Origin of the sequence: Lysinibacillus sp. NPDC047702, assembly GCF_050272555.1 — a bacterium.
Taxonomy (GTDB): domain Bacteria; phylum Bacillota; class Bacilli; order Bacillales_A; family Planococcaceae; genus Lysinibacillus.
In genome coordinates this window covers 43873-50146 of the sequence record NZ_JBNNMG010000037.1, presented here as the reverse complement: position 1 = coordinate 50146, position 6274 = coordinate 43873, and the positions used below count along the sequence as shown (strand labels likewise).

General features: G+C 36.9%; 6 protein-coding genes. 4 read left to right on the top strand and 2 right to left on the bottom strand.

All coding sequences use genetic code 11. The features are described from left to right. Positions 1 to 269: 269 nt before the first annotated feature. The 4 genes from ACQKIM_RS17045 to ACQKIM_RS17030 all read left to right on the top strand — a co-directional run bounded on the left by ACQKIM_RS17045 (position 270) and on the right by ACQKIM_RS17030 (position 4533). Positions 270 to 1748 carry a sensor histidine kinase gene (locus tag ACQKIM_RS17045; RefSeq protein WP_427546020.1) on the top strand — a complete coding sequence of 493 codons (1479 nt, stop codon included), beginning with the start codon at positions 270 to 272 and terminating at the stop codon, positions 1746 to 1748. Then, the gene (locus ACQKIM_RS17040) at positions 1726 to 2412 is read left to right on the top strand and encodes a response regulator transcription factor (RefSeq protein WP_427546018.1); all 687 of its coding nucleotides are present in this window, start codon (positions 1726 to 1728) and stop codon (positions 2410 to 2412) included. Before ACQKIM_RS17045 ends, ACQKIM_RS17040 begins: the two co-directional genes overlap by 23 nt. Before the next feature lie 142 nt (positions 2413 to 2554). Then, on the top strand, positions 2555 to 3265 hold the full coding sequence (locus tag ACQKIM_RS17035) for an ankyrin repeat domain-containing protein (protein ID WP_427546016.1): 711 nt from the start codon (positions 2555 to 2557) through the stop codon (positions 3263 to 3265). 182 nt (positions 3266 to 3447) lie between these two features. Further along, entirely contained in the window at positions 3448 to 4533 is a 1086-nt protein-coding gene (locus ACQKIM_RS17030) for a hypothetical protein (protein WP_427546014.1), read from the top strand. Between the two features lie 43 nt (positions 4534 to 4576). Here ACQKIM_RS17030 and ACQKIM_RS17025 read toward each other — a convergent pair whose 3' ends face one another. Further along, on the bottom strand, positions 4577 to 5182 hold the full coding sequence (locus ACQKIM_RS17025) for a response regulator transcription factor (RefSeq protein ID WP_427546013.1): 606 nt from the start codon (positions 5180 to 5182) through the stop codon (positions 4577 to 4579). Continuing rightward, positions 5179 to 6036, bottom strand: a complete 858-nt coding sequence (locus ACQKIM_RS17020; protein ID WP_427546011.1) for a sensor histidine kinase — start codon at positions 6034 to 6036, stop codon at positions 5179 to 5181. Before ACQKIM_RS17020 ends, ACQKIM_RS17025 begins: the two co-directional genes overlap by 4 nt. Positions 6037 to 6274 lie beyond the last annotated feature (238 nt).

Genomic DNA, 6274 nt, shown 5'->3' with positions numbered 1-6274 from the left:
GTCGGAACGGAGATCAACCCCTCGTTTTGAAAAAGGGCTATACTTTTTAATTTGTCACCTTGATGTCATTGACATAATAGTATTTCAACAACATGCAATACGGCACAGTAGAGAATGTGCCGTATTTTTTTCGTGTTTGTTTCGTTAGTATTAGTGGAATACTATATTGATGCTGAAAAATTGTTTATAGATTTTTCAGCGCGATTTTATAAAGTTTTAAGATTTGTATGATACATTGCTAATAGTTTCAGCTTATTGGGGGAATGCATATGTCAATTAAAACGAGGTTTTTGCTATCTTATGTAGGGGTTATTATCATTGCTATCACGCTTTTATTAGCATCGGTTTTTCTTTTTTCCTATGCGATAACAGGTGATGTGAAAGCGATTGAGCATTTTTACAAAAAATCCTATGTGCAAAAACCTTTAACAATGGTAGAAGAAAATGCTTTTCTAGATTTGAAATTATTGGCGAAAAATAATCCCCAGCAATTACTAGACATCGAACAGCTACAAAAAATAAATGCACCATCCATTGAAATCGTTGTGCGTAAAGATCATCAAATTGTTTATGCATCACAGAAAGATCATGAGAAATTATTGCTCAAAAGTTTACCTGGTTTTGAAGCGACCAATATTAATTCACGCGACACCATTATGATTAATCAAGCATTTTATACGTACGTTAAGTTCGATTTTTATTTTCCAGATAAAACAGAGGGGAGTATTTTTGTTTTGAGAGAGGTTAGTTCCCATGCGGAATTAACACGAGAGCTTTTACCTATTCTTTTAGGTATTTTATTTCTATTATTTATGATGATTATAGGTTTGTTAAATTATTTAGTATCTAGAAGTATTATTAATCCTATCACAACTTTAAAGGAAGGAGCTGAACGGATTAAATCTGGTGATTTAAATTTTGAAATTACTTCTCGTTCGAATGATGAAATTGGTCAGCTCAATCGATCATTTGAGGAAATGAGAGTAAAGCTAAAAGATTCTGTTCAACTTCAGCTTCAATATGAAGAAAATCGTAAAGAATTATTATCAAATATTTCTCATGATTTAAAAACGCCGATAACTTCCATTATTGGCTATGTTGAGGGTATTAAAGACGGCGTGGCTAATACAGAAGAAAAAATGGATAAATATTTAACAACCATCTATACAAAAGCAAAGGATATGGATGTATTAATCGATGAGCTCTTCTTATTTTCTAAATTGGACTTAAAGAAGATTCCTTTTCAAATGGAAAGTGTGAATCTTCATCAATACATGCATGATTATGTAGAGGATGCTAGCTTTGACTTTATTGCAAGAGACATTCATGTACAATATATATCAGCGGGTTCACCTCTTTTTGCGATGGCTGATCGTGATAAATTAAGACGTGTACTGTCGAATTTATTAAACAATAGCGAAAAATATATGGATAAATCATATAAGCAAATCATTATTTCCCTGCATGAGCGAGTAGATGATGCAATTATACAAGTAACAGATAATGGTACGGGAATAGACCCTGCAGCTTTACCTCATATTTTTGATCGTTTTTACCGTGCAGAGCCCTCCCGAAATTCACAAACTGGAGGTAGTGGCTTAGGGTTAGCCATTGCGAAACAAATCGTGCTTGAAATGGATGGCGATATTTGGGTGAAGAGCGAATTAACAAAGGGGACCAGCATATTCATTGCACTAAAAAAGGCTGAGGAGAGGGTTAGCAAAAATGAAAAAAATACTGCTAATTGAAGATGAAGTGAGCATAGCGGAGCTCCAACGTGATTATTTAGAGATTAATGATTTTACAGTAGACATTCAACATAATGGAGATGATGGGCTGAAGCAGGCACTTCAAGGTGATTACGATTTAATTATTTTGGATATTATGCTTCCTGGGATGAATGGCTTTGAAATTTGTAAACAGATTCGTGTAGTGAACAACATTCCAATATTATTTGTTTCAGCTAAAAAAGAGGATATTGATAAAATTCGTGGTCTTGGTCTAGGAGCGGATGATTATATTACAAAGCCATTTAGCCCAAGTGAACTCGTGGCAAGGGTCAAGGCGCATTTATCAAGGTATGAGCGTCTAGCCACAACCCAGCAAACGAATCATATTATGTCCATACATGGCATTACAATCGATACATCTGCCAGAAAGGTCTTCGTGAATGGCGAAGAAATTGCCTTTACCACAAAGGAATTTGATTTGCTTGTGTTTTTTGTCAAACATCCAAATCAAGTATTAAGTAAAGAGCAGTTATATGAAAGAAACTGGGGCTATGAATCAGCTGCGGATGTTTCAACCGTTACTGTGCATATTCGAAAGCTACGTGAAAAAATTGAACGTGATCCAGCACAGCCAAAGTTTTTGGAAACGGTGTGGGGGGCAGGGTACCGCTTTAATGTTTAAGAAAGAATATCTCGTCGTGGCGGCGAGGTATTTTTTTGACAAAATTTTAGACTTTTTTAAGAAATGCTTAATGGGTAATTTAGCATTACCACTTACACTAAGGAAAGTATGACAACATCATAACAGTGAGGGTGTATGACAATTGAAGAAAATGCAGGTAGTTATGATAGCTTTATCGTTTATACTTCAGGGATGTGCCTCAAACGAAACAGAGTCTCTAAAGATTAGTAAAGGGGGTCGCGAGGAGATGGCTACAGATTGGACTAGTGTATTGTTTCAAGCAGTAGAAAAAGGTGATTTGGATGCGCTTCAAAATGCTTTGGATCAAAGGGTGGATATCGATGCTCAAGATTCAAAAAAACGAACAGCGTTAATGATTGCCACGTACAATCAGGATGTCGAAGCAGCAAAATTATTAATTGATGCAGATGCCGATGTCAATATTCAAGATGATATGCTAAATACGCCCTTTCTTTATGCAGGTGCAGAAGGCTATCTTGACATTCTAAAGCTGACGATTCAAGCTAGTGCAGATCCTAAGATTTTAAATAGATATGGGGGAACAGCATTAATTCCAGCGGCAGAGCATGGTCATGTCGAGGTCATAGAGGAACTATTAAACAATACCACTATTGACGTCAACCATGTTAATCGTTTGGGATGGACAGCACTGATGGAGGCAATTGTTCTAAATAATGGGAACACAACACAGCAAACTGTAGTTCAATTATTAATTGACCATGGTGCTGATGTGAATATTCCAGATAATAATAATGTGACACCATTACAGCATGCGAAAAAGCAAGGATTCAAAGAGATTGAAAATATCCTCATCGCAGCAGGTGCGGTATAAAAAACATCATATGCTTTGTAAACTGTAGAGTATCATTCTCTACGGTTTTTTTATGGATTTTTTCTTAAATTATTTTTTCTATTTTTTAATTCTTTTTTAATAGTTTATTTATTGGCAATTTAGATATGGTCTTTATGATAAATCTTGTCAACAAATTTTATGGAAAAAGGGAGAGGATAGAAATGAAATTAAGAAAACGAATTGTCCCAGCAGCATTTGCCTTATCGGTATTATCAGCAGGTTTTGTCACATTTAACGAGCCTTTAAACGTAGAGGCGGTGAGTAAAAAAGCTGTAGTAGCTGCCGAAAATGAGCAGGTAGCGAAAATTACAAACATTAAGCCTTTAAACACAATGACATTACAAATTACGTTCAACCAACCATTAGTAGCTGCTGATGTAGATCTGAACAATTTAGATGTTGTTAAGAAACATTTTATTTTTAATGGAGATTTAGAGATTGTCAATGTGCCACGTTTAATGACAGGTTCTAAGAGTACATATATTGTACCTGTCACATTCCAAGAAGATGACTTCATCTATACATTAAGCTATAAAGAACAACGCAATAAAGTTTTTGAAGGCACAGATGAGAAAGTATATGTAAGAAATGTAGCACAAGTAACAAATGATACATTTACACTGGCAGCGTTCCAAGAGGATGGGGTAGTGGATTATGCAAATATTATTGAAGCATACCGTGCAGGGCGTGGAGATCTTGCATTTAGCTTAGATCGTCATAATCGCGATGCAAATGGCAAACACTTTGATATTATTTCTTCCTTACGTGATCGCTATGTAACAGTGAAAACAAGCGAAGGAGAAGAGTTTGTTGCTAATTATGTACCATTTACACAAGCTGCTGATGGCAAACAGGCTTCACAATTTAGATTACCTGCTGGCAAAATTTTAAAGCAAGGTGTCACATATCGCGTGTACTCCCAATGGGCTGAGATTGATGAAAAGAGCTTTGTAGCGAAAGAAATCGCACCGTTTACACTGCAATTAGCTACAGCAATTGATAATAAATCATTTGAATTACAATTAACGAATGATCCACAATCTGATTTACTTGCTGGCAGAAGTGTAGAGCTACGAGGAAATGATGGTAGCAAATTACAAGCACAATACCGCTACTCATCACGTAAAGGGGCTGTAGGCATCTTTGATATTGCCAATGGAGATACATTAAAGACAAATGTAAATTATAAGGTTGTACCATTAAACAACTGGGCTACAGCGACAAATGTAGTCTTACAAGGAAAGTAATCACTAATAGTAAAAATCTCGTCACATCCGTGGCGAGATTTTTTTATAGCCAGCCTTTCTCACTAGCAACTTGAGCAGCTTGCTGTCTAGATTCAACTTGAAGCTTTTGAATAGAGGTCGATAGATAATTACGTATGGTGCCTTTTGTTAAAAATAATTGTTTACTAATTTCATTTGTGGTCAAGCCTTCTTTCACAAGCTGTAGCACCGCAATTTCACGTTCATTTAAAGGGTTTTGCTCCTTCATAAACAAGGTAGCAGCTAAATCCTTGCTAACAACCTTTTCACCTTGCATAATTTTTCGAATAGTAGCAATTAAATAATCAATCGGTTCATCCTTCAATAGATAGCCGTGTACCTCGCAATCCATTGCTTTTTGTAAATAGCCAGGTCGTGCAAAGGTTGTGACAATCATCACTTTGCAGGGTAAATTGGCCTGTTTAATTTTTTCAGCAAGCTCTAATCCTGACAGATTGGGCATTTCAATATCCACTAGGCAAACATCAGGTAGCTCCTGTTGAATGTAGTCCCAAGCTTTTTGACCATCTGAAACCTCTGCAATTACTTCAATATCAGGCTCAAATGACAACAGAGATGTTAAGGCACCACGTAACATTTGTTGATCCTCTGCTAGTAAAACACGTATCATATTGGGGGCTCCTTTCCATCTTGAATTGGTATGCTGAATAATACGCTTGTCCCAGTCATTGTATTCCCTTCAATAATGGCATCACCTTGAAGAACATGCATTCTTTCTTTCATCGAATGGATGCCATTGCCGAGTCCCTTATGCTGCAAGCCAATCCCATCATCTATGATAGCAAGCGAATATTGTCCATTTTGACATTGTATCGTGATCTGGCAGTTTTGTGCATGGCTATGCTTCAGCATATTGGTGGTAGCTTCCCGTACACACAGTGCTAGCATTGTTTCCTCAACACTGGAAAGAACGATTTTAGGACATTGATTGTTAATAGTCGTAGTAATATTCGCACTTTGTAAAAGCTGCTGGCAGTGTAGGAGCTCAGTATGTAAAGGTACAAAATTCATATCCGAAACGAGCTCACGTACTTGCTTTAAGGCTGTACGTGTTGTGGCTAATATATCATTTAGCTCTTGCTTAACGCTTGTAGGATCTCGATCAATAAGTTTTGTAGTAAGTTCTGTTTTAACTTTAATCATCGTTAACGTGTGCCCAATTGTGTCATGGAGATCTCGGGCAATACGCTGTCTTTCCTCTTGTTGAACGAGCTGGGTATTGACATCAGCCAATTCGGATTGTAGGTTCTTCGACTTTTCTACAAAATAAATAAGGACAGGGAATACCAATTGAATGATCATTATGGGCGCTAGTACCTGTGATTCAACGGGTAATAGGGAATCTGTGGTCAGCCTCATAACGACTAAAAACATGACTGCAATGCCAAGTATACCACCAGCGATATGCCATTTAGATTTGGCTCTTCCCAATAAATCGGCAAAGGTAAATCCGAAGACGAGCATGAAGATATCCTCATAAATGCCCAAGATGCTAATAAGAACGAATCCTACAAGTGACGCAAGAAGTAGCTTCCAATCTTGATGCCATAAAGCTATATAGAAAGCACCTAAGTACAAGCCTAAGATAGCTATTTTAGCCACGAAGGGGAGGTTTGAATCTGACCATAACACCATCGTTATCAGGACAATCAAGGATACAGCATCGATGATTAAATAATGTTTTACTTGCTCTCGAGGATAA